This window comes from Streptomyces sp. BB1-1-1 (assembly GCF_031597775.1).
Taxonomy (GTDB): domain Bacteria; phylum Actinomycetota; class Actinomycetes; order Streptomycetales; family Streptomycetaceae; genus Streptomyces; species Streptomyces thinghirensis.
Genome location: NZ_CP134203.1, coordinates 6,381,083 through 6,403,767 on the forward strand (window position 1 = coordinate 6,381,083; position 22,685 = coordinate 6,403,767).

General features: G+C 71.0%; 16 protein-coding genes and 1 tRNA gene. 11 read left to right on the top strand and 6 right to left on the bottom strand.

Annotation, left to right across the window (positions count from 1 at the left end):
- Positions 1-35: 35 nt before the first annotated feature.
- The 3 genes from RI578_RS29210 (at position 36) to RI578_RS29220 (ending at position 7,195) form a co-directional block, all read left to right on the top strand.
- Entirely contained in the window at positions 36-767 is a 732-nt protein-coding gene (locus tag RI578_RS29210; protein ID WP_310873853.1) for a VIT1/CCC1 transporter family protein, read from the top strand.
- 427 nt (positions 768-1,194) lie between these two features.
- Entirely contained in the window at positions 1,195-5,739 is a 4,545-nt protein-coding gene (gene gltB / locus RI578_RS29215; RefSeq protein WP_310873854.1) for a glutamate synthase large subunit, read from the top strand.
- The gene (locus RI578_RS29220) at positions 5,732-7,195 is read left to right on the top strand and encodes a glutamate synthase subunit beta (protein WP_310873855.1); all 1,464 of its coding nucleotides are present in this window, start codon (positions 5,732-5,734) and stop codon (positions 7,193-7,195) included. Before gltB ends, RI578_RS29220 begins: the two co-directional genes overlap by 8 nt.
- 116 nt (positions 7,196-7,311) lie before the next feature.
- Here the strand turns inward: RI578_RS29220 and RI578_RS29225 are convergent, their stop codons facing one another.
- Positions 7,312-8,214 carry a chitosanase gene (locus tag RI578_RS29225; protein WP_310873856.1) on the bottom strand — a complete coding sequence of 301 codons (903 nt, stop codon included), beginning with the start codon at positions 8,212-8,214 and terminating at the stop codon, positions 7,312-7,314.
- A 13-nt stretch (positions 8,215-8,227) separates the two neighbouring features.
- The gene (locus tag RI578_RS29230) at positions 8,228-9,163 is read right to left on the bottom strand and encodes a rhomboid family intramembrane serine protease (protein WP_310873857.1); all 936 of its coding nucleotides are present in this window, start codon (positions 9,161-9,163) and stop codon (positions 8,228-8,230) included.
- A 152-nt stretch (positions 9,164-9,315) separates the two neighbouring features.
- On the opposite strand from RI578_RS29230, the gene RI578_RS29235 reads away from it, so the two are divergent.
- Positions 9,316-10,041, top strand: coding sequence for a VWA domain-containing protein (locus RI578_RS29235; protein WP_310873858.1), 726 nt, complete (start codon positions 9,316-9,318; stop codon positions 10,039-10,041).
- 23 nt (positions 10,042-10,064) lie between these two features.
- On the opposite strand, the gene RI578_RS29240 is transcribed toward RI578_RS29235, so the two are convergent.
- Together RI578_RS29240 and RI578_RS29245 are read right to left on the bottom strand one after the other, a co-directional pair.
- A complete protein-coding gene (locus tag RI578_RS29240) occupies positions 10,065-10,700 on the bottom strand; it encodes an SIMPL domain-containing protein (protein ID WP_310873859.1) in 636 nt (211 codons plus the stop codon).
- A gap of 75 nt (positions 10,701-10,775) precedes the next feature.
- Entirely contained in the window at positions 10,776-11,675 is a 900-nt protein-coding gene (locus RI578_RS29245) for a hypothetical protein (protein ID WP_310873860.1), read from the bottom strand.
- 138 nt (positions 11,676-11,813) lie between these two features.
- Here RI578_RS29245 and RI578_RS29250 point away from each other — a divergent pair, with 138 nt between their 5' ends.
- The 5 genes from RI578_RS29250 (at position 11,814) to RI578_RS29270 (ending at position 18,290) form a co-directional block, all read left to right on the top strand.
- The gene (locus RI578_RS29250) at positions 11,814-12,287 is read left to right on the top strand and encodes a GNAT family N-acetyltransferase (protein WP_310873861.1); all 474 of its coding nucleotides are present in this window, start codon (positions 11,814-11,816) and stop codon (positions 12,285-12,287) included.
- A gap of 44 nt (positions 12,288-12,331) precedes the next feature.
- Complete coding sequence (locus RI578_RS29255) at positions 12,332-12,718, top strand: chorismate mutase (protein ID WP_310873862.1); 387 nt, start codon at positions 12,332-12,334, stop codon at positions 12,716-12,718.
- A gap of 145 nt (positions 12,719-12,863) precedes the next feature.
- Complete coding sequence (gene pepN / locus RI578_RS29260) at positions 12,864-15,362, top strand: aminopeptidase N (RefSeq protein WP_310873863.1); 2,499 nt, start codon at positions 12,864-12,866, stop codon at positions 15,360-15,362.
- Positions 15,363-15,501: 139 nt separating this feature from the next.
- Positions 15,502-16,881: an aminotransferase class V-fold PLP-dependent enzyme gene (locus RI578_RS29265; protein ID WP_310873864.1), complete on the top strand. Its 1,380-nt coding sequence runs from the start codon at positions 15,502-15,504 to the stop codon at positions 16,879-16,881.
- Positions 16,878-18,290 (top strand): SidA/IucD/PvdA family monooxygenase, encoded by a 1,413-nt coding sequence (locus tag RI578_RS29270; RefSeq protein ID WP_310873865.1) that lies wholly within the window; start codon positions 16,878-16,880, stop codon positions 18,288-18,290. The genes RI578_RS29265 and RI578_RS29270 overlap by 4 nt, the downstream gene beginning before the upstream one ends.
- Before the next feature lie 23 nt (positions 18,291-18,313).
- Here the strand turns inward: RI578_RS29270 and RI578_RS29275 are convergent, their stop codons facing one another.
- Positions 18,314-20,119, bottom strand: coding sequence for a 5'-nucleotidase C-terminal domain-containing protein (locus RI578_RS29275; protein WP_310873866.1), 1,806 nt, complete (start codon positions 20,117-20,119; stop codon positions 18,314-18,316).
- Positions 20,120-20,333: 214 nt separating this feature from the next.
- Here RI578_RS29275 and pyk point away from each other — a divergent pair, with 214 nt between their 5' ends.
- A complete protein-coding gene (gene pyk / locus RI578_RS29280; protein WP_310873867.1) occupies positions 20,334-21,770 on the top strand; it encodes a pyruvate kinase in 1,437 nt (478 codons plus the stop codon).
- 66 nt (positions 21,771-21,836) lie between these two features.
- Here the strand turns inward: pyk and RI578_RS29285 are convergent.
- Positions 21,837-21,909: transfer RNA gene (locus RI578_RS29285), tRNA-Leu, on the bottom strand.
- Positions 21,910-22,014: 105 nt separating this feature from the next.
- Between RI578_RS29285 and RI578_RS29290 the strand changes: the two genes are divergently transcribed.
- A complete protein-coding gene (locus RI578_RS29290; protein ID WP_121746488.1) occupies positions 22,015-22,671 on the top strand; it encodes an ANTAR domain-containing response regulator in 657 nt (218 codons plus the stop codon).
- The last annotated feature ends 14 nt before the right edge of the window (positions 22,672-22,685 follow it).

Here is a 22,685-nt window from a genome sequence, read left to right on the forward strand (position 1 = left end):
ACCAGGTCCAAACTAGCTTCCCCGGGGGAACTCTCATGGTCATCATCGAGACCGAGGCGCCGCTGCACGAGGCGCACCGAGACAACCACACCCACCGCGACGTGAACGGCGGCTGGCTGCGCCCCGCCGTCTTCGGCGCGATGGACGGCCTGGTCTCCAACCTCGCCCTGATGACCGGTGTCGCGGGCGGCACGGCGAGTCAGCAGACCGTGGTGATCAGCGGGCTCGCCGGGCTCGCCGCCGGCGCCTTCTCCATGGCCGCCGGCGAGTACACCTCCGTCGCCTCGCAGCGCGAGCTCGTCGAGGCCGAGCTGGACGTGGAGCGCCGGGAGCTGAGGAAGCACCCGGCGGACGAGGAGGCCGAGCTGGCCGCGCTCTACGAGGCGCGGGGCGTGGAGCCGGGCCTCGCGCGCGAGGTGGCCCGGCAGCTGTCCCGCGACCCGGAGCAGGCACTGGAGATACACGCCCGGGAGGAGCTGGGCATCGACCCCGGCGACCTGCCCTCGCCGTCGGTCGCGGCCGTCTCGTCGTTCGGTTCGTTCGCGCTGGGCGCCCTGCTCCCCGTCCTGCCGTTCCTGCTCGGCGCCAGTGCGCTGTGGCCCGCGGTGGTGCTCGCGCTGGCCGGGCTGTTCCTGTGCGGCGCGGTGGTGGCCAAGGTGACGGCGCGCAGCTGGTGGTACAGCGGACTGCGGCAGCTCGCCCTCGGTGGTGCGGCGGCCGGTGTGACGTACGTCCTGGGCAGCCTGTTCGGAACGGCCGTAGGATAGCCCGGCTCGAACTTATGCGTCGGACCGCATAAGTAGCCGTTACTCGCTGGTTTCGAGTGTGTGATCCCCGGGCATGAGCCGTAAGCGCTGTGGGCAATGAGGCCCGCCGCGCATGGGCGGAGTGAGCGACGAAGCTCCCTCCGTGCCTCGGGCCGACGGACACCGATCTGTCCGCCGCGGTCTCCATAGCTTCCACCGCCGGGTGCGGCACCCCGCCGCGAACCCCTCGGTGTCCGCATGTTGGAACGGATTATCCCGGTTCCCGAGAACCGCTCCATCATGTAACCTGCACGAAATTTTGCACTCAAGCAGAGGGCCAACGTCGTCCCTCGGCACTTGCACATGCCAGATGACGACGACGGGAGAGCCGATGCGTACGCCGCGCCAGCCGTCCCAGCATTCCGCGAATGGCCAGAACCGGTCCTTCATGGATGCTCGCCCTGCTGCGCAGGGTATGTACGACCCCCGCAACGAGCACGACGCCTGTGGCGTCGGTTTCGTCGCCACTCTGACCGGCGAGGCGTCCCACACCCTGGTCGACCAGGCACTCACCGTGCTGCGCAACCTCGAGCACCGCGGTGCCACCGGCTCCGAGCCCGACTCGGGCGACGGCGCGGGCATCCTCTCCCAGGTGCCGGACGCCTTCCTCCGCGAGGTGGCCGGATTCGAACTGCCCGAGGCCGGGGCGTACGCCGTCGGTATCGCCTTCCTGCCGGTGGACGGCACCGAGGACGCCGTCTCGCGGATCGAGACGATCGCGACCGAGGAGGGCCTCACCGTCCTCGGCTGGCGCGAGGTCCCGGTCGCCCCGCAGATGCTGGGCGCCACCGCCCGGTCGACCATGCCGGTCTTCCGTCAGATCTTCGTGGCCGACGGCGAGTCGCAGGGCATCGCCCTCGACCGCCGCGCCTTCGTGCTGCGCAAGCGCGCCGAGCGCGAGGCCGCCGTCTACTTCCCGTCGCTGTCCGCGCGGACCATCGTTTACAAGGGCATGCTGACCACGGGCCAGCTGGAGCCCTTCTTCCCGGACCTGTCCGACCGCCGCTTCGCGTCCGCGATCGCGCTCGTGCACTCCCGGTTCTCGACGAACACCTTCCCGGCCTGGCCGCTCGCCCACCCGTACCGCTTCGTCGCGCACAACGGCGAGATCAACACGGTCAAGGGCAACCGCAACTGGATGGTCGCCCGCGAGTCCCAGCTCGCCTCCGGCCTGTTCGGCTCCTCCCCGGACCTGGAGCGGCTCTACCCGATCTGCACGCCGGACGCCTCCGACTCCGCCTCCTTCGACGAGGTCCTGGAGCTGCTGCACCTCGGCGGGCGCTCGCTGCCGCACTCCGTGCTGATGATGATCCCGGAGGCGTGGGAGAACCACGACTCCATGGACCCCGCCCGGCGCGCCTTCTACCAGTTCCACTCCACGATGATGGAGCCCTGGGACGGCCCCGCCTGCGTCACCTTCACCGACGGCACCCAGGTCGGCGCCGTGCTCGACCGCAACGGCCTGCGCCCCGGCCGCTACTGGGTCACCGACGACGGCCTCGTCGTGCTCGGCTCCGAGGTCGGCGTCCTCGACATCGACCCGGCCAAGGTCGTCCGCAAGGGCCGCCTCCAGCCCGGCCGCATGTTCCTCGTGGACACCGCCGAGCACCGCATCATCGAGGACGACGAGGTCAAGGCCCAGCTCGCGGCGGAGAAGCCGTACGCCGAGTGGATCGAGGCCGGCGAGATCGAGCTGTCCGACCTGCCCGAGCGCGAGCACATCGTGCACACCCACGCCTCGGTCACCCGACGCCAGCAGACCTTCGGGTACACCGAGGAGGAACTGCGCGTCATCGTCGCACCGATGGCCAAGGCAGGCGCCGAGCCGATCGGCTCCATGGGCACCGACTCGCCGATCGCCGCGCTCTCCGAGCGCCCCCGGCTGCTCTTCGACTACTTCACCCAGCTGTTCGCACAGGTCACCAACCCGCCGCTGGACGCGATCCGCGAGGAACTGGTCACCTCCCTGCGCAGCTCCCTGGGCCCGCAGGGCAACCTGCTGGACCCGACGGCCGCCTCCTGCCGCAGCGTCCTGCTGCCCTTCCCGGTCATCGACAACGACGAGCTGGCCAAGCTCATCCACATCAACGCCGACGGCGACATGCCCGGCTTCAAGGCCGCGACCCTCTCCGGTCTCTACCGGGTGCACGGCGGCGGCGACGCGCTCGCCGCGCGCATAGAGGAGATCTGCGCCGAGGCCGACGCCGCCATCGAGAACGGCGCCCGGCTGATCGTCCTGTCCGACCGCCACTCGGACGCCGAGCACGCCCCGATCCCGTCGCTGCTGCTCACCGCGGCCGTCCACCACCACCTCATCCGCACCAAGCAGCGCACCGAGGTGGGCCTGCTGGTCGAGGCCGGCGACGTCCGCGAGGTCCACCACGTCGCCCTGCTCATCGGCTACGGCGCCGCCGCCGTCAACCCGTACCTGGCCATGGAGTCCGTCGAGGACCTGGTCCGCGCGGGCACCTTCCTCCAGTCCGTCGACGGCGAGCCCGAGCAGGCCATCCGCAACCTGATCTACGCCCTCGGCAAGGGCGTCCTCAAGGTCATGTCCAAGATGGGCATCTCCACCGTCGCCTCCTACCGCGGCGCCCAGGTCTTCGAGGCCGTCGGCCTCGACGAGGCCTTCGTCGCCAAGTACTTCAACGGCACGGCCACCAAGATCGGCGGCGTCGGCATCGACGTCATCGCCAAGGAGGTCGCCGCCCGCCACGCCAAGGCGTACCCGGCCAGCGGCATCGCGCCCGCCCACCGGGCGCTGGACATCGGCGGCGAGTACCAGTGGCGCCGCGAGGGCGAGCCGCACCTGTTCGACCCGGAGACGGTCTTCCGCCTCCAGCACTCCACGCGCTCCGGCAAGTACGACACCTTCAAGAAGTACACCGAGCGTGTGAACGAGCAGTCCGAGCGGCTGATGACGCTGCGCGGCCTCTTCGGCTTCAAGAGCGACCGGCAGCCGATCCCCGTCGACGAGGTCGAGCCCGCCTCCGAGATCGTCAAGCGCTTCTCCACCGGCGCCATGTCGTACGGCTCCATCTCCCAGGAGGCGCACGAGACCCTCGCCATCGCCATGAACCAGCTGGGCGGCAAGTCCAACACCGGTGAGGGCGGTGAGGACCCGGAGCGCCTGTACGACCCGGCGCGCCGCTCCTCGATCAAGCAGGTCGCCTCCGGCCGCTTCGGCGTCACCAGCGAGTACCTGGTCAACGCGGACGACATCCAGATCAAGATGGCCCAGGGCGCCAAGCCCGGCGAGGGCGGCCAGCTGCCCGGCCACAAGGTGTACCCCTGGGTCGCCAAGACCCGGCACTCCACCCCCGGCGTCGGCCTGATCTCCCCGCCGCCGCACCACGACATCTACTCCATCGAGGACCTGGCCCAGCTGATCCACGACCTGAAGAACGCGAACCCGCAGGCGCGGATTCACGTCAAGCTGGTCTCCGAGGTCGGCGTCGGCACGGTCGCGGCGGGCGTCTCCAAGGCGCACGCGGACGTCGTCCTCATCTCCGGCCACGACGGCGGCACCGGGGCATCCCCGCTCACGTCGCTCAAGCACGCGGGCGGCCCCTGGGAGCTCGGCCTCGCCGAGACCCAGCAGACCCTGCTGCTCAACGGCCTGCGCGACCGGATCGTCGTCCAGACCGACGGCCAGCTCAAGACCGGCCGGGACGTCGTCATCGCCGCGCTGCTCGGCGCCGAGGAGTTCGGTTTCGCGACCGCGCCGCTCGTCGTCTCCGGCTGCGTCATGATGCGCGTCTGCCACCTGGACACCTGCCCGGTCGGCATCGCCACCCAGAACCCGACGCTGCGCGACCGGTTCTCCGGCAAGGCCGAGTACATCGTGAACTTCTTCCGGTTCATCGCCGAGGAGGTCCGCGAGATCCTCGCCGAGCTGGGCTTCCGCTCCATCGAGGAGGCCGTCGGCCACGCCGAGACCCTCGACGTCACCCGCGCCGTGAACCACTGGAAGGCGCAGGGCCTCGACCTGGAGCCGCTGTTCCACGTGCCCGCGCTGCCCGAGGGCGCGGTGCGCCACCAGGCCGTCGAGCAGGACCACGGCCTGGAGAAGGCGCTCGACAACCAGCTGATCAAGCTCGCGTCGGACGCGCTGGCCGCCTCCGACGCCACCGGCGCCGCGCCGGTGCGCGCCCAGGTCGCGATCCGCAACATCAACCGCACGGTCGGCACCATGCTCGGCCACGAGGTGACCAAGAAGTTCGGCGGCGCGGGCCTGCCCGACGACACCGTCGACATCACCTTCACCGGCTCCGCCGGCCAGTCCTTCGGCGCCTTCGTCCCGCGCGGCATCACGCTGCGCCTGGAGGGCGACGCCAACGACTACGTCGGCAAGGGCCTCTCCGGCGGCCGGGTGATCGTCCGCCCCGACCGGGGCGCCGACCACCTCGCCGAGTACTCCACGATCGCCGGCAACACCATCGGCTACGGCGCCACCGGCGGCGAGATGTTCCTGCGCGGCAAGGTCGGCGAGCGCTTCTGCGTCCGCAACTCCGGCGCGCTGGTCGTCTCCGAGGGCGTCGGCGACCACGGCTGCGAGTACATGACCGGCGGCCACGCGGTCGTCCTCGGCGAGACCGGGCGCAACTTCGCGGCCGGCATGTCCGGCGGCGTCGCCTACGTCGTCGACCTCGACCGCGACAACGTCAACGCGGGCAACGTGGGCGCGATCGAGGCGCTGGACGACGCCGACCGCGAGTGGCTGCACGACGTCGTGCGCCGGCACCAGGAGGAGACGGGCTCGACCGTCGCCGAGAAGCTGCTCGCCGAGTGGCCCGCCGCCGTGGAGCGCTTCAGCAAGATCATCCCCAGCACGTACAAGGCAGTGCTCGCCGCCAAGGACGCCGCCGAGCGAGCCGGTCTCTCCGAGACCGAGACCACCGAGAAGATGATGGAGGCGGCGACCAATGGCTGATCCCAAGGGCTTCCTGAACCACGGACGCGAGGTCGCCAAGACCCGCCCCGTCGAGGAGCGCGTCAAGGACTGGAGCGAGGTCTACGTCCCCGGCTCCCTGCTGCCGATCATCAGCAAGCAGGCCAGCCGGTGCATGGACTGCGGCATCCCGTTCTGCCACAACGGCTGCCCGCTCGGGAACCTGATCCCCGAGTGGAACGACTACGCCTACCGCGAGGACTGGTCGGCCGCGCAGGAGCGCCTGCACGCCACCAACAACTTCCCGGAGTTCACCGGCCGCCTGTGCCCGGCTCCGTGCGAGTCCGCGTGCGTGCTCGGCATCAACCAGCCGCCGGTCACCATCAAGAACGTCGAGGTCTCGATCATCGACAAGGCGTGGGAGACCGGGGACGTCGCCCCGCAGATCCCCGAGCGCCTGTCCGGCAAGACCGTCGCCGTCATCGGCTCGGGTCCGGCGGGTCTCGCCGCCGCCCAGCAGCTGACCCGGGCCGGCCACACGGTCGCCGTCTACGAGCGCGCGGACCGCATCGGAGGCCTCCTCCGGTACGGCATCCCCGAGTTCAAGATGGAGAAGCGGCACATCAACCGCCGCATCGAGCAGATGCGCGCGGAGGGCACCCGCTTCCGCACCGGCGTCGAGATCGGCCGCGACCTCAAGGCCACCGACCTCAAGAAGCGCTACGACGCCGTGGTCATCGCCGCCGGCGCCACCACCGCCCGCGACCTGCCGGCCCCCGGCCGCGAACTCAAGGGCATCTACCAGGCCATGGAGTACCTGCCCCTGGCCAACAAGGTCCAGGAGGGTGACTACGTCGCCCCGCCGATCACGGCCGAGGGCAAGCACGTCGTCGTCATCGGCGGCGGCGACACCGGCGCCGACTGCGTGGGCACCGCCCACCGCCAGGGCGCGGCCTCCGTCACCCAGCTGGAGATCATGCCCCGGCCGGGCGAGGAGCGGGACGCGGTGCGCCAGCCGTGGCCGACCTTCCCGATGCTCTACAAGGTCACCTCGGCCCACGAGGAGGGCGGCGAGCGGGTCTACGCCGTCTCCACCACCCACTTCGAGGGCGACGAGGACGGCAACGTCCAGTGGCTGCACATGAGCGAGGTCGAGTTCATCGACGGCAAGCTCACCCCGAAGCCGGGCACCGAGCGCAAGATCCCGGCCCAGCTGGTCACCCTCGCCATGGGCTTCACCGGCACCGACCGGGAGAACGGACTGGTCGACCAGTTCGGCCTGGAGCTCGACGAACGCGGTAACATCGCCCGGGACGCCGACTTCCAGACCAACGTGCCGGGTGTGTTCGTCGCCGGTGACGCCGGCCGCGGCCAGTCGCTCATCGTCTGGGCGATCGCGGAGGGCCGCTCGGCCGCCCGCGGCGCCGACAGCTTCCTGACCGGAGCCAGCGAACTGCCGGCCCCGATCCGCCCGACGGACCGCGCCCTCGCGGTCTGACGGACGGAACAACCGAAGAACGTCCCGCACAAAGGCGTGCGGAACACTGATGGCGCCTGCCCCGTCCCCGACCGGACAAAGGGCAGGCGCCGTCGCATGCGCCCCTACGGCAGTCGCTACGGCAGCCGGTACGTGTCCCCGTACATCTCCCACACCAGCGGCGTGTCCAGCTTCATGTTCCCGGCCTCCAGGAACCGGCGCTGCGCCGTGTCCACGCGGGAGGTGTCGATGCCCGGACGCTTCGCCCGCATGGCGTCCCGGCGGACGTCCAGGAAGGTCTTCAGGTAGGCCTTCTCGGCGCCGCCCTGCCCCGGCGTCTTCGCCTCGCGCATGGCCTGCTCACGCAGCCCGTAGAAGCCCTCGGCGTCCGTGTCGGGGCCGTGGAAGACCATCGCGTCGAAGTAGACGAACTGCCCCAGCGTGCCGAGACCGTCCAGCTTGGCCAGGCGGACCGCCGGTTCGAAGTAGACGCGGTCGCGCTCCTCCTCCTGGGCCGCACGGAACGCCGGGAGCTCCGCCTCCGCCTGCCAGGCGGCCGTGAAGCCGGGGTCGAGGCCCTCGTGGGAGTCGCTGCCGTCGACCTCGCGCAGGGCGGGCAGGTACTCCGCCAGGCCGTTGTCCGGGTGGGACTTCGTGTAGCGCTCGACCAGCGTGAGCAGGTCGTGCGTGCCCGTGCAGAAGCCGATGATGCCCGCCGTGTAGCCGCATCCGTCGCCCAGGTCCTCGATCGTGCCGTAGGAGGTGCGCCACTTGGTCGTCGAGTTCTCGGCGCTGGACACCAGCTGCTGGGCCAGCTCCCTCTTCGCGGGGGCGGCGAGCCCCGGCGGCAGGTCGGCGATCAGCGCGTCGTCCGCCTCCCGCTCCTCCTCCGCCCGGCTCTTGGCGTCCTCGCGGGACGACTGGGTGGTGGCCACGGGCGGCGTCACCGGGGCGTCGGCCGAGTCCGTCGGCATCACGAAGTACACCCCCGTGGCGATCACGGGAACGGCCGCGAGGAGCAGCACACCGGCACGTTTCATCGGGGAATACCTCTCATAGGGGAAGACCTCCGCCTGTCAGTTCCGACACCTTGACCGCCGCCGTCACCGCCAGCAGCACCACCAGCCCCGCGCACGCGCCCACCTGCACCGCCACCCGGCGCCCGCCCCGGGGAGCGTACGCGTACGCCAGGGCCAGCGCGCCGCCCACCAGCAGTCCGCCGAGATGGCCCTGCCAGGAGGTGAGCCCGGCGGACACCACCAGCCACAGCAGCAGCAACCCCATGAAACGGTTGACCGACGCCATGTCCGCGCCCAGCCGGCGGTGCAGGACGTAGTACGCGGCCGCCACGCCGAAGACCGCGCCCGACGCGCCGACCGAGGACTGCCAGGGGTCGTCGAACACCAGCTGCAGGACGGAACCACCGAGCGCCGACAGCAGATACAGGACGGCGAAACGGACCCGGCCGAGCATCAGCTCCACCACCCGCCCCAGCTGCCACAACGCGATCATGTTCATCGTGATGTGCAGAATCCCGAACGTCCCCTCGAACGGCGAGACGTGGAGGAAGGCGCCGGTGAGCATCCGCTCCCACTCGCCCCCGGCGACACCCTCCACCCGCAGCGGCCCGAAGACGAAGCGGGCGCCCTCGCCGGCGTAGTGGCCGCCGTCCGGGCCGACCAGCCGCGCGCCGACCATGGCGAACCGGTCCACGATCTCCGGCCGCACCACCTCCGCCAGATACGCGAGGACGTTGAGAGCGAACAGGACGTACGTCACCACGGGCGTCGTCGACACCCGGCCGCCGGCGATCGTCCGGGCCTGCCGGACCGACCGCGCCCCCTCCTTCACGCACTCGGGGCAGTGGTGGCCCACGGACGCCTCGCGCATGCAGTCCGGGCAGATGAAGCGCTCACAGCGGGTGCAGCGGACGTGGCACTCCACCGCGGGATGGCGGTAGCAGGTGGTGACGGTGGACTCGGAATCCACGGCCGGCTCCTCGGGGCGGGACGGACGGTGAGCCGGTGGGGTCGGCGGCGAACAAAATAGCGAATGCCTGTGGACGAGCTGAGAGGCGGGGTGCGCCGTGCCGTAACCTCGGCAGCCAGATGCCGTACGTACGGGGTGACGGGGGAGTCCGCATGGCCGCCATCAGTCTCACCAAGGTGCGGGAGACCGCGCCGGCGCTGGTCGATCCGTACAAGAGCGCCGGGGTGTCGCTGACCAAGCACGGGCTGGAGGGGACACGGGCGGCGGTCTACCTCGTCGTCGACTACTCCGGGTCGATGAAGCCGTACTACAAGGACGGCAGCGTGCAGGCGCTCGCCGACCGGGTGCTCGGGCTGTCCGCGCACCTCGACGACGACGGCACCGTGCCGGTGGTGTTCTTCTCCACGGACGTCGACGCCGTCACTGAGATCGCGCTCGCCGACCACCAAGGCCGCATCGAGCGGATCGTGGCCGGCCTCGGGCACATGGGCAAGACCAGCTACCACCTGGCCATGGACGCCGTGATCGACCACTACCTCGACAGCGGCGCCCACCACCCCGCCCTGGTCGTCTTCCAGACCGACGGCGGCCCGATCAACCGGCTCGCCGCGGAGCGGTACCTGTGCAAGGCGGCGCCGCTGCCGCTGTTCTGGCAGTTCGTCGGCTTCGGCGACCCGGGCAGCCGCCAGTTCGAGTACCTGCGCAAGCTCGACGAACTGGCGGTGCCGGGCAAACGGGTCGTCGACAACGCCGGGTTCTTCCACGCGGGCCGCGACCCGAAGAAGGTGACCGACGCCGAGCTGTACGACCAACTGGTGGGCGAGTTCCCCAAGTGGCTGGTGGCCGCACGCGCGCAGGGCATCGTACGGCCTGCCTGAGACAGGGCCGGCGGCTCAGCGGCTCAGCGGCTCAGCGCGAATCCCAGCACCACACCCGCCGACACCTCCACCATCCCCGGCGCCAGGTCCCCGGCCGAGCCGCCGCCCCCGCCGCCGTGGCCGCGGTACTGGACGAAGGAGTCGGCGTCCACGTCCTGGATGTGCACCACCGGACCCAGCCGCACACCCGCCTCCTCCGTGTACACGTCGGCCTTGCGCCGCGCGGCGGCCACGGCCCTGCGGCGGGCCTCGTCGCGCATCGCCGGCTTGTCGTGCACGTCGAACTCGACGCTGTCGATGCGGTGCGCGCCCGCCTCGACCGCGTCCACGATCAGCCGCTGGAGGTCGTCCAGCGCCCCGGTCTCCACGGAGTACGAGGCCTGACAGCGGTAGCCGGCGAACGTCCGCTCACCGCCGTAGCCGTTGTACTCCGAGCTGAGCGTGAGCCGGGAGCCCGAGACGGAGGTGTCCGGTATCCCGTGCCGGCGCAGCACCTCGCGCAGCCGTGTCACGGCCGTCCCCGCCTCCTGGAAGGCCCCGTCCGGCGAGGGCTCCAGCACGTCCACCGCCAGCTTCACCCGCACCAGCTGCGGTTCGACCCGCACACTGCCCGCACCGAACACACTGAGCCCCCAGGGCTCCCTGATCGTCTCCGTCATGCGCGCATTGAAGCACCGTTCGCCGGTCCGTGTGCCGGTCCATGTCCCGGTCCACGTCCCGGTCCATGTGCCGGTCTACGTGTCGCACTCCAGCACCGTCCGGCACAGCCCGCACCGCGCCCGTACCCGCCCCCGCACCGGCACCCTGATCCGCTGATGACAGGTCGGACAGGGGAACGACACCCGCAGCGGCTCGCGCCCGCCCGGCGTGAAGGAGTACGGGCCCTCCGCCGGAGGGACGGGGGCGGCATGCGGGTCCTGCGCGTGGCGGCGGTCCCGGGCGTAGCGGCGGCGGCCCGCCCAGCCGGCCGCGGTGAGCGGCGGCTGCTGCTCGTCCCGGCGGGCCCTGGCCATGCCCTTGACGTACGCCGTGTAGGCCTGCGGACTCGTGAACCACACCGACGGGTCCTCACCGAAGACCAGCGCCCGCTTGGCCAGGACGTAGCCGAACTCCTCCGGCGTCAGATACCCGAGCTTCTGGGACGACGCCGAGTCCTCCCGGTAGGCGTCCAGCAGGAGCCAGCCGGCGCCCAGGTACGCCGTCGCGGTGTCGGTGAGGATCTCGTTGTCCCGGGTGCCGGGGAAGGACAGGTCGAGGCGGTGCAGATACACGTGCATCACCTCGTGCGCGAGGGCCGCGCCGATGTCCCGGCGATGGGTGCGGAAGCGGTCGTTCAGCTCGATGAAGTACTCGGGCCCCGCCGCCAGCTCGACACTCGCCGCGTGCGTCATCTCCCGGAAGGAGACGATCATCCGGGCGTCGGGGAGACGGTAGTGACGCACCAGTTCGTGGGCCACCCGCTGGGTGCCCAGGTACAGGTCGTCGGTGTCGCAGAACGCCACGTCGGCCGGGGCCACGCTGGCCGAGAACGTCTGCACGGTGTCGTAGGACAGCCGCTTGTAGAGCGCGGTGACGGCGGCCCGCACCGTCTCCAGGTGCGGGTAACCGTGCTCCACCGGTCCGCCGTTCGCCACGTCTGAACCCCCAAGACGCCTGAACCCTTCTCCCACTGTACGAGGAGGACCGCTGTACGGGCAGCGCCGCACCGCCACCCGCGGCGCCCGGCACAAACCGTTCGCCCCGCGCTCCGGCCCACGGCACAATCCGGAACCGTGACCAGCGAACAGCACTCCGTCGCCGCCGCCTCCCTGCGCGTGGGCGGCGCGGACGACGACCTGGAACAGCGGCTCGACGACGAGCTGACCGCCTTCAACACCGCGGCCGCCGGCGGCGCGCGGACCGAACCCCTCACCGTGCGCGTCACCGACGAGTCGGGCGCCCTGGTCGGCGGGCTCACCGCCTGGACCTGGTGCACCCTCGCCTCCGTGGACATGCTGTGGGTGTGCGAGGAGCAGCGGCAGGCCGGCTGGGGGAGCCGGCTGATGCGGGCGGCGGAGGAGGAGGCGGTCCGGCGCGGCTGCACCGACATGATCGTATCCACGTACACCTTCCAGGCGCCCGGCTTCTACCCGAGGCTCGGTTTCCGGGAGCGGGGGCGCGTCGAGGGCGTGCCCGGCGGACACGAGGACGTGTACTTCCACAAGCGGATCGGGGCGGGCGGCAGCGGCGGCGTTCTCGGGGCCTGAGACGGACTGCGACGGCCCGGGGTCCGCCCGTAGGGTTGGCGCCCATGACCACCAGCCACACCGGTACCGGTGCCGTCGACCCCGCCGTCCGCGAGGAACTGGCCCGGCTGCGGGACAGCATCGACAACATCGACGCGGCCGTCGTCCACATGCTCGCCGAGCGCTTCAAGTGCACCCAGCAGGTCGGCCACCTCAAAGCCGGGCACCAGCTGCCGCCCGCCGATCCGGCGCGTGAGGCGAAGCAGATCGCCCGGCTGCGAGCCCTCGCCGAGAGCGCCAAACTGGACCCGGCGTTCGCCGAGAAGTTCCTGAACTTCATCATCGCCGAGGTGATCCACCACCACGAGCGCATCGCGGAGAGCAACGGCAACGGCAACGGCAACGAGAACGGCAACGAGAACGGCAACGGCAAGGCCCCGGCCGCCGGCTGAGTCCCGGCCGAGTCCCGAGCTGCCCCGCGCCCCTCGCCCACGGGGGGCGCACGCCGGGGGCGCGGCGGCCTCGTACGGACCGGACATAATCCGCGTACCCATCCGCCTCTGTGCGCTGCCGACGGCATCAGGCAGCATGTCGTGCATGTCCGTACTGACGCGCGACGAAGCGCAGACCCGTGCCCGGCTCCTCGACGTCCACCACTACGCGATCGACCTCGATCTGACCCGTGGGGACGAGACCTTCGGCTCCCGCACCGTCATCCGGTTCACCGTCCGCGGCGACACGGACACCACGGACACCTTCGTCGAGGTCAAGCCCGCCGAGCTGCGCACCGCCACCCTGGACGGACACCCCCTCGACCCGGACACCCTCGACGAGAACCGGCTGGCGCTGAAGAACCTCACCCCCGGCGAGCACGAGCTGCGCGTCGAGGCGGCCATGCGCTACTCCAGCACCGGCGAGGGCATGCACCGCTTCACCGACCCCGCCGACGGCGAGACCTACGTCTACACGCAGCTGTTCCTGGACGACGTCCAGCGCGTCTTCGCCGCCTTCGACCAGCCCGACCTCAAGGCCGTCTTCGACCTGACCGTCACGGCGCCCCAGGGCTGGACCGTCCTGTCCAACGGCGTCACCGAGCACACCGGCGAAGGCCACTGGAAGGCCGCCACCACACCGCCGGTCTCCACCTACCTCGTCGCCGTCGCCGCCGGCCCCTGGCACTCCGTGCGCACCGAACACCGCGGCCTGCCCTTCGGCATCCACTGCCGCCGCTCCCTCGCCCCCCACCTGGACGCCGACGCCGAAGAACTGTTCGAAGTCACCCGCGGCTGCTTCGACCGGTACCACGAGAAGTTCACCGAGCCCTACCCCTTCGACTCCTACGACCAGGCGTTCGTCCCCGAGTTCAACGCCGGCGCCATGGAGAACCCGGGCCTGGTCACCTTCCGCGACGAGTTCGTCTTCCGGTCCGCCGTCACCGACACCCAGCGGCAGACCCGCGCCATGGTCATCGCCCACGAGATGGCCCACATGTGGTTCGGCGACCTCGTCACCCTCCGGTGGTGGGACGACATCTGGCTGAACGAGTCCTTCGCCGAGTACATGGGCTACCAGACCACCGCCGAGGCCACCCGCTTCACCGAGACCTGGACCGACTTCGGCGTCACCCGCAAACCCTGGGGCTACGACGCCGACCAGCGCCCCACCACCCACCCCGTCGCCCCCGAGAACGTCGAGGACACCGCCTCCGCCCTCCTCAACTTCGACGGCATCTCCTACGCCAAGGGCGCCTCCGCCCTGCGGCAACTCGTCACCTGGCTCGGCGAGAAGGACTTCCTCGCCGGCATCAACATCCACTTCGAGCGGCACAAGTTCGCCAACGCCACCCTCGCCGACTTCATCGACTCCCTCGCCGCCGCCACCGACCGCGACGTGCACGCCTGGGCCGACGCCTGGCTGCGCACCACCGGCGTCGACACCCTCGCCCCGCGCGTCACCGGCGACAACGGCAGCCGCGCGCTCACGGTCGACCGCACCGGCACCCGCCCCCACCGCATCGCCGTCGGCCTCTACGACCAGGACCTCACCGACGAGGGCCGGCTCACCCTGCGCGAACGCCTCGACCTCGACGTACCCCGGGCCGAACCCCGCCCCATCGGCAAGCGCCCCGCCCTCGTCGTCCTCAACGACGGCGACCTGAGCTACGCCAAGATCCGCTTCGACACCGAGTCCTTCGAAGCCCTGCGCACCGGCCTGTCCGGCCTGCCCGACCCGCTCACCCGCGCCGTCGTCTGGAACGCCCTGCGCGACGCCGTCCGCGACGGCGAACTCCCCGCCCGCGCCTACCTGGACATCGCCCGCACCCACCTCCCGTACGAGACCGACCTCGCCCTCGTCGACGGCGTCCTCGCCTTCGCCTCCGCCCAGGCCGCCGACCGCTACGTCACCCCCGAACAGCGGCCCGCCGCCCTCGCCACCCTCACCGACCTGTGCCGCGACCTCATCCGCCGCACCGAGGACGGTGACCACCCCGGCCTGCGCCTCATCGCCGTACGCCACCGCATCGCCACCGCCGCCCACCCCGACACCATCGCCGCCTGGCTCGCCGACGGCACCGTCCCCGGCGGCCCCGAACTCGACCCCGAACTGCGCTGGCGCATCCTCACCCGCCTCTCCGTCCTCGGCGCCACCGACGAGAGGGCCATCACCGCCGAACTCGAACGCGACCCGAGCGCCACCGGCCAGGAGGGCGCCGCCCGCTGCCGCGCCGCGCTGCCCGACCCCGAGGCCAAGAGCCGCGCCTGGCAAGCCATGTTCGCCACCGACGACCTCTCCAACTACCTCTTCACCGCCACCGCCCAGGGCTTCTGGCAGCCCGAACAGGCCGACCTCGTACGGGACTACGTACCGCGCTACTACGCCGAGGCGGTCGCCGTCGCCGCCCGCCGCGGCCCCGCCATCGCCGACGCCGCCGGCCGCTGGGCCTTCCCCGTCCACGCCGTCGACGCCGACAACCTGCGCCTCGGCCAGGACTGCCTGACCGACGCCGACCCGATCCCCGCCCTGCGCCGCAAGCTCGCCGACCAACTCGACGACCTGGCCCGCGCCCTGCGAGTACGGGAAGCGGACACGCACTGACCCGGACGCGGCCGGTCCCCGACCCCGGGGGACCGGCCGCGGGATACCCCTTTCGGGTTGTGATCTTGGGCTGTCCGGGCGTACGCGCACATCCGCGTACAAGCTGGAACTCCCTCGTCCCCGCGCCCGGAGGACAGCCATGGGCCTGCCGCCCCTCGCCTCGGGCCCGCACGGCCCCGACGCCCTGCGGCCCCTGCTCGACACCGTGCTCGACGCGCTGCGCACCGGCGCGGCCACCCGCGGAGGACCACTGCCCGCGGGCGGCCCGGACACCGTCGCCGCCCGGGTGGCGGACGCGGCCGGCGAGATCCTGCCCGACCTCGGCGAACCCGAGGCACTCCGCGTCCTGGTCACCGCCCTCGCCGAGGGCGCCGCCGACCCCGGCCACCCACTGTGCGCCGCCCACCTGCACGGCCCGCCCCTCGCCGTCGCCGCAGCCGCCGACCTCGCCGCGAGCGTCCTCAACCCGTCCCTCGACTCCTGGGACCAGGCACCCGCCGCCTCCGCGCTGGAAGCCCTCGTCACCCGCACCCTGGCCCGGGAGACCGGCGCCGCCGACGCCCTCGTCACCACCGGCGGCACCGAGTCCAACCAACTCGCCGTCCTGCTCGCCCGCGAAGCGCACGGCGCGGGCCTGCGGCTCATCCACGGAGCCAACGCCCACCACTCGGTGCCCCGCGCCGCCTGGCTCCTTGGCCTGCCCGAACCCGTCGTCGTCCCCGCCCCCGCAGGCACCCTCGACCCCGCCGCCCTCGACGAAGCCCTCACCCAGGTCCCCGGACCGCACCTCGTCGTCGCCACCGCCGGCACCACCGACGCCGGACTCATCGACCCCATGCCCGACATCGCCGACCGCTGCGCCGCCCACGACGCCCGCCTGCACGTGGACGCCGCCTACGGCGGAGGCCTCCTCCTCAGCGACCGCCACCGCCCCAAACTGGCCGGACTGGACGCCGCCCACACCGTCGCCCTCGACCTGCACAAACTCGGCTGGCAGCCGATCGCCGCCGGCCTCCTCACCGTCGCGGACGCCGCCGACCTCGCCGCGCTCCACCACCGCGCCCACTACCTCAACGCCGACGACGACACCGACGCCGGACTCCCCGACCTCCTCGGCCGCTCCCCGCGCACCAGCCGCCGCCCCGACATCCTCAAGATCGCCGTCACCCTCAAAACCCTGGGACGCGGCGGCATCGGCGCACTCGTCGACGACGTCTGCCTGCTCGCCGAACGGTTCGCCGCCCTCGTCCACGACCACCCCGGCTTCGAACTGCACGCCCCGCCCACCATCAGCACGGTGCTGTTCCGTCCCGCCCACGCCACCGACGAAGCCGTCGCCGCCGTACGCCGCACCCTGCTCACCACCGGCGGCGCCGTCCTCGGCCGCGCCCGCGCCGACGGCCGGCTCTGGCTCAAGGCGACCCTGCTCAACCCCCACACCCGGCCCGACGACCTGGCCGCCCTCCTGACCCTCGTGACCCGTGTGGAAAACCCCCCGGAAGGACCCGCCCCGCGATGAACACCACCCCGCACCCCGCGCCCGACGCCCCCCGCGACCTCGTCGGCATCGGCATCGGCCCCTTCAACCTCTCCCTCGCCGCGCTCGCCGACCCCCTCACCGGCCTCGACACCGTCTTCTACGACCAGCGCCCCGCCTTCCACTGGCACCCCGGCCTGCTCATCGACGGCGCACGCGTCCAAGTGCCCTTCCTCGCCGACCTGGTCACCCTCGCCGACCCGGCCAGCCCCTGGACCTTCCTCAACCACCTCCGGGCCCGAGAACGCCTCTTCCCCTTCTACTTCGCCGAACGCTTCCACATCCAGCGCGCCGAATACGACGCGTACTGCCGCTGGGTCGCCGAGAACCTCCCCTCCCTCCACTTCCACCACCAGGTCGACGCCGTCCGCTGGAACCCCGAACGCGACCTCTTCGAAGTCGACTACACCCAACTCGACGCCGACGGAGAAGCCGAGGCCCTCGGCCGCACCCACACCCGCAACATCGTCCTCGGCGTCGGCACCGAGCCCTACGTCCCCGACCCGCTCAGACCCCTCGTCGACGCCCCCGGCGTCCCCGTCGTCCACGCCGCCGACTACCTCGACCACCGCGAGACACTCCTCGCCGCCGAACACATCACCGTCATCGGCACCGGCCAGTCCGGCGCGGAGATCTTCCTCGACCTGCTCCGCCACCGGCCCCCCGGCCGCGAGAAACTGCACTGGCTCGGCCGCACCGAGGCCTTCGCGCCCATGGAGTACTCCAAACTCGGCCTGGAGCACTTCACCCCCGACTACACCCGCTACTTCCACGGCCTGGCCGAACCCGTCCGCGACCGGCTCGTCGCCTCCCAATGGCAACTCCACAAGGGCATCGACGCCGACACCACCGCCGCCATCCACGACGAGCTCTACCGGCGCACCCTCGACGGCGGCTGGCCCGACACCGTCCTCACCCCCGGCGTCCACGTCCGCACCGCCGGCCGCATCGCCACCACCAAAGTCGAACTGCACCTCGAACACGCCCAGCAGCAGACCCGCACCCGCCTCACCACCGGCGCCGTCGTCCTCGCCACCGGCTACCGTGAACGCCCCCTCGGCCGCGTCCTCGCCGGACTCGATCCCTACATGCGGCGCGACAGCCACGAACGCCCCCGCGTCGACGAACGCTTCCGCCTCGTCCTCGACCCCTCCGTCACCGGCCGGGTCTACGTCCAGAACGCCGAAACACACACCCACGGAGTCGGCGCCCCCGACCTCGGCCTCGCCGCCTGGCGCAGCGCGACCATCCTCAACGACCTGACCGGACAGGAGCCCTACCCGCTGCCCGGCCGCACCGCCTTCACCACCTTCGGCCTCGAACACGGACAGCCCCGGATCCCGGCCGCGCGCCGACACCGGACGCTCACCCCACTGGCGGACGGAATCTGAGGCTGCCCCGGCCGGAAACGGACTCAGAACACCGGCACACCGTCCCGCGTCAACGACCAGCCGACGGACGCGAAGTCCCTCGGATCCAGCACACCCTTCGCCGTCGCCCACTCGGCGATCCGCGTACGGATCTCCGTCGACTCCGCCCACAGCTCCCTGGCCGACGCCACATGCGGGAACGCGCCACCGCCGTTGGCCCGGTAGTTGTTCACCGCCAGCACGAACTGCCGCGCGTCGTCCAGCGGAGCCCCGGCGTACGCGAGATTCCTGACGCGCGACCCGGCGGCCCGCGCGATGTCGATCTCGTACGTCAGCCCCGACACGTAGTCGTAGTTGTAATCCGGGCGGCCGCCCGCGTTGGTCAGCTTGTCCACGTCCACCGGCGCGCCGGCCGCCGTCCGGACGTAGTACTCCGCCGAGTACTCCAGGTACGCCCGCAACTGGGCACCCGTCATCAGCTTGGCCACCAGGGTGTTGTCGTACACGTACAGGCTCGACAGGTCCCGGATCGTCACGTCCCCGGCCGGGATCTCGGACGTCCGCGAGAAAGGCGAGGCCTGCGCCAGCACCGGCAGCGACGCGTACTCCGTACCCGCCAGCGCCTCCCTGACCACGTCCTCCTGGACCTTGGTGATCAGGTCGATGATCGGCGCGTCCTTGTAGCGCGCCTCCACCGTCGTCAGCGTCTCGGTGGCCGTGCCGACCACCTGGTTGACGTACGCCACGACCTTCGCGTGCTCGTCCGTGAGCAGCTTCGTGATCCGGGGGTCGTCCTCGACGGTGTTCGAGTTCCGCAGCGACGCCTTGACCGACTCCACGTGCCAGCGGCCCCGCTCGAAGACCAGCTCGAAGTCGAAGAGGGCGAGCCGCTCGGCGTAGCACAGCGGCTCCGACAGCACGACCGTCTTCCCGGTCTCCTCGTTCACGACCTTCAGCTCCGCGATCTCCGTGTGCGCGTGCCCCACGAGGATCGCGTCGATACCCGGCACCTGCCTGGCCACGTTGGCCGCCGCGTTCTCGACGTACGGGATCTGGTCACCGTAGGACGACGTGCCCGACGACCCGGAATGCGCCGACACCACCACCACGTCCGCGCCCATCGAACGCAGCTTCGGCACCCACTTCGCCGCCTGCTCCTCAAGCCCCGGGAAAGCCAGCTTCCCCTGCACATACGCCTTGTCCCAGATCGCGATGCCCGGGTTGGTCAGCCCCAGCACCGCCACCTTCACCGGCGGCGCGCCCTTCACCCGGAACGTCTTCATGAAGTACGGCGGGAACGCCGGCTTCAGCGTCTTCGCGTCCACCGCGTTCGCCCCGAGCAGCGGAAAATCGCACTGCTCCTCGAACTTCCGCAGCGTCTCGATGCCGTAGTTGAACTCGTGGTTGCCGAGCGCCACCGCGTCGTACCCGATCGCGTTCATCGCCTGCGCCATCGGATGCACCGGGCCGCCCTCGGCGGTGATCGGGTCGACCTTCGCGTAGTAGTACGTCAGCGGGGTGCCCTGGATGGTGTCGCCCGCGTCCAGCAGCAGCGTGTTGCGGCGGCCCTTCTCCTCACGGACCTGGTCCACCAGCGTGGAGACCCGGGCCAGGCCCTGGGCGTTGCCCGCCGCGTCCGCGTACTCGGCGTCCTTGAAGTAGTCCCAGTTGAAGACGTGCCCGTGCAGGTCGGTGGTGCCCAGCACCGTCAGCGCGTACCGCTTCGGCTTCCCGCGGCCCCGGTGCGCGGGGACCGCCCCGGCCGCCGGAGCCGCCGCCGCGCCGGCCAGCGCGACACCCGCCCCCGTCACGGCGGACCTGCTCAGGAACTTCCGGCGGTTCAACGGCATGGCTGACTCTCCTCGGTGACCCGTGCCCATGATTGGCGACGCGCGTAGATTCTGTCCTGAACATGGCGCCTGTCAAGGGTGAGAGCCGATTCGAATGCTCATCGGAGCGGCCCGGCGCACAATTCAACACTTGTCAATAGCCCTTTACTCAAAGGTTGTTGAGTGGTCATGCGTGGCCAATTCGCTACCGGTCGGTAAGTCATAGGCTCGACTCATGCGCCGAGCAAAGATCGTCTGCACTCTTGGGCCCGCCACCGACACATACGACCAGATCAAGGACCTGGTCGATGCCGGCATGGACATCGCCCGCTTCAACTTCAGCCACGGCACCCACGCCGAACACGAAGAGCGCTATCGCCGTGTCCGGAAGGCGTCCGACGAAACCGGCCGCAGCGTCGGCACCCTCGCCGACCTTCAGGGCCCGAAGATCCGGCTCGGCCACTTCGCCGAAGGCCCCGTACTCCTTGAACGCGGCGACACCTTCACCATCACCGTCGAAGAAGGCGTCCACGGCGACCGCCACACCTGCGGCACCACCTACGCCGGCCTCGCCGCCGACGTCACCCCCGGCGAACGCGTCCTCGTCGACGACGGCAAGGTCTGCCTGGAGGTCACCGAAGTCGACGGCCCCAGGGTGCGTACGACGGTGATCGAGGGCGGCATGGTCTCCGACCACAAGGGCCTCAACCTCCCCGGCGTCGCCGTGTCCGTCCCCGCCCTCTCCAAGAAGGACGAGGACGACCTGCGCTGGGCACTGCGCAACGGCTTCGACGTCATCGCCCTCTCCTTCGTCCGCAGCGGACGCGACGTCCTCGACGTCCACCGCATCATGGACGAGGAGGGCCGCCGCCTCCCCGTCATCGCCAAGGTCGAGAAACCGCAGGCCGTCGAGAACATCGAGGACATCGTCGCCGCCTTCGACGGCATCATGGTCGCCCGCGGCGACCTCGGCGTCGAAATGCCCCTCGAACAGGTCCCCATCGTCCAGAAGCGCGCCATCAAACTCGCCAAGCGCAACGCCAAGCCGGTCATCGTCGCCACCCAGATGCTCGACTCCATGATCGACAACGCCCGGCCCACCCGCGCCGAGGCCTCCGACGTCGCCAACGCCGTCATCGACGGCACGGACGCCGTCATGCTGTCCGGCGAGACGAGCGTCGGCAAACACGCGACCGACACGGTGCGCACGATGGCCAAGATCGTCGAGGCGGCCGAGGAGGACATCCTCGCCAAGGGCCTGCCCCCGCTGACCGAACGCAACAAGCCCCGCACCCAGGGCGGCGCCGTCGCCCGCGCGGCGGCGGAGATCGGCGACTTCCTCGGCGCGAGGTACCTGGTCGCCTTCACCCAGTCCGGCGACACCGTCCGCCGCCTCTCCCGCTACCGCTCACCCATCCCGCTGCTCGCCTTCACCCCCGAGCCGGCGACACGCTCACAGCTCAGCCTGACCTGGGGCGTGGAGACCTTCCTCGGCCCCCACGTGGACTCCACGGACGCGATGGTCGACCAGGTGGACGAACTCCTCACCCGCTACGGGCGCTGCGAGAAGGGCGACGTCGTGGTCATCACGGCCGGCTCGCCACCCGGGGTGTCGGGCACGACGAACCTGGTCCGAGTGCACCACATCGGAGAGGACGACAGTCCCCGGTAGGCCGGTCGTCAGTACCTGGCTCTGACGTGGGCGTCCGAGTTGTCGACCTTAGAAATGAAGGAAAAGTGCCCCGGGTGGGATTCGAACCCACGCTGTCGGTGGTTTGAGCACCGTGTCTCTACCGCTGGACTACCGAGGCGTCCTGTAAAACAAAGGTTGGCGGTCACCCGCCGTGCCCCCACCTTATCGCAGCTAGGTACGCTCTTGTCAGCAGTACCGCCTGCCCCGGAACAAGGAGCGCCACGTGACCGCCCCCGAGTCGCCCCAGCCCGTAGACGTGCCCGAAGACGACCAGTCGCACGTGCCTCCGCTGACGACCCGTGTTGTCATCGCCGAGGACGAGGCCCTGATCCGGTTGGATCTCAAAGAGATGCTGGAGGAGGAGGGGTACTCCGTCGTCGGTGAGGCCGGTGACGGTGAGGAGGCCGTGGAGCTGGCTCGGGAGCACAGGCCCGACCTGGTGATCCTCGACGTGAAGATGCCCAAGCTGGACGGCATCTCCGCGGCCGAGAAGATCGCCGAGGAGAGCATCGCGCCGGTGCTGATGCTGACCGCGTTCTCGCAGCGCGACCTGGTGGAGCGTGCCCGGGACGCCGGGGCGATGGCGTATCTGGTGAAGCCGTTCAGCAAGAGTGACGTCGTTCCGGCGATCGAGATGGCCGTCTCGCGGTTCACGGAGCTGAAGGCGCTGGAGAAGGAGGTCGCGGACCTCAGTCTGCGGCTGGAGACCCGGAAGCTGGTGGACCGGGCGAAGTCGGTGTTGCAGACGGAGTACGGCCTGACGGAGCCGGCGGCGTTCCGGTGGATTCAGAAGACGTCGATGGACCGGCGGATGTCGATGCAGCAGGTGGCGGAGGCGGTCATCCAGGACGCCGAGGAGAAGAAGGCGTCCAAGGGCTGAGGCCCCGGAGCGTG

Bases quoted from the DNA above. Each gene is read 5' to 3' on its own strand.
- RI578_RS29210 (WP_310873853.1), top strand. From the start codon at position 36: ATGGTCATCATCGAGACCGAGGCGCCGCTGCACGAGGCGCACCGAGAC.
- gltB (WP_310873854.1), top strand. From the start codon at position 1,195: ATGGATGCTCGCCCTGCTGCGCAGGGTATGTACGACCCCCGCAACGAG.
- RI578_RS29220 (WP_310873855.1), top strand. From the start codon at position 5,732: ATGGCTGATCCCAAGGGCTTCCTGAACCACGGACGCGAGGTCGCCAAG.
- RI578_RS29225 (WP_310873856.1), bottom strand. From the start codon at position 8,214: ATGAAACGTGCCGGTGTGCTGCTCCTCGCGGCCGTTCCCGTGATCGCC.
- RI578_RS29235 (WP_310873858.1), top strand. From the start codon at position 9,316: ATGGCCGCCATCAGTCTCACCAAGGTGCGGGAGACCGCGCCGGCGCTG.
- RI578_RS29240 (WP_310873859.1), bottom strand. From the start codon at position 10,700: ATGACGGAGACGATCAGGGAGCCCTGGGGGCTCAGTGTGTTCGGTGCG.
- RI578_RS29255 (WP_310873862.1), top strand. From the start codon at position 12,332: ATGACCACCAGCCACACCGGTACCGGTGCCGTCGACCCCGCCGTCCGC.
- pepN (WP_310873863.1), top strand. From the start codon at position 12,864: ATGTCCGTACTGACGCGCGACGAAGCGCAGACCCGTGCCCGGCTCCTC.
- RI578_RS29265 (WP_310873864.1), top strand. From the start codon at position 15,502: ATGGGCCTGCCGCCCCTCGCCTCGGGCCCGCACGGCCCCGACGCCCTG.
- RI578_RS29270 (WP_310873865.1), top strand. From the start codon at position 16,878: ATGAACACCACCCCGCACCCCGCGCCCGACGCCCCCCGCGACCTCGTC.
- RI578_RS29275 (WP_310873866.1), bottom strand. From the start codon at position 20,119: ATGCCGTTGAACCGCCGGAAGTTCCTGAGCAGGTCCGCCGTGACGGGG.
- pyk (WP_310873867.1), top strand. From the start codon at position 20,334: ATGCGCCGAGCAAAGATCGTCTGCACTCTTGGGCCCGCCACCGACACA.